The following is a 797-nucleotide window of genomic DNA, read 5'->3' on the forward strand; positions in this document are numbered from 1 at the left end:
AGACTAACGGTTATGACGATACGGTTGTGCAATATGCGTATCGTTACCTGAGCCGCAGTCGGCAATGCCTATGGTATCAAGGTGCAACCTGATCCCTCTTCATTCGAGATCGCCCTGATATTGATGGGTCGCAGTACTTCGGTTCTTCGGGCCATCCAGTTAAAATTATCGAGCGAGGGCTCAGCGCACTCCTTGCAGTTCGTCTTTGCTATCATGAAATGGAAGGGGTGTTGTGTGCAGTTGGGTTCGGCATCGCGAGATCGCCGTGCGGCTAGTTGTCGTGCGCCGCGATTAGGGCGTCGATATCCTCTTCGGTAAGTCCGGGACGACTCAGCAGGGCTGCTGCGACGCGCTGGATCGCAGGCCAGTTTTCCTGGACCAGATCGGCAGTCTTTTGGGTCGTACGGATGAATAGGCGGCCGAACTCCTCTGTCTCGGGGCCGTCCAACTCGACGTAGCTGCCTAGCAACGCCGGCTTGCCGTGCTGTCGCAAAACCAGCATCGCCAGGAGGCTGGTCGCGTTGGCGCGATCCACGCGCCAGCTACCGTCGCACGCGCGATTCTGGGCCGCGAGGGACATGGGACGATAGTGATGCTGGGCCTGCGGCCCGGCCAGCGCTACAATGGCGTACTTTTCCGGCGCCTCAAGGTCGTCCGGGGTGAGGTCCGTCGCGCTGGACGTCGTCACCACGGCGCCAGCGCCGTCGAGTGCATCGAGGGTCGCGTAGCTTACCGGGATGTCCAGCACGCGTGCGATCACGGCGTGTCCAGCCTCGTGGTGCGCGATCGTCTCTTTC

1 protein-coding gene is annotated in these 797 nt (G+C 60.7%); it reads right to left on the reverse strand.

All coding sequences use genetic code 11. The features are described from left to right. Positions 1–271 precede the first annotated feature (271 nt). A partial coding sequence (locus NWI01_RS18630; RefSeq protein WP_244613908.1) for a hypothetical protein occupies positions 272–797 on the reverse strand: 526 nt, incomplete at its 5' end.

The sequence above is a fragment of the Nitrobacter winogradskyi genome (assembly GCF_006539545.1).
GTDB classification, from domain to species: Bacteria; Pseudomonadota; Alphaproteobacteria; order Rhizobiales; family Xanthobacteraceae; genus Nitrobacter; species Nitrobacter winogradskyi_A.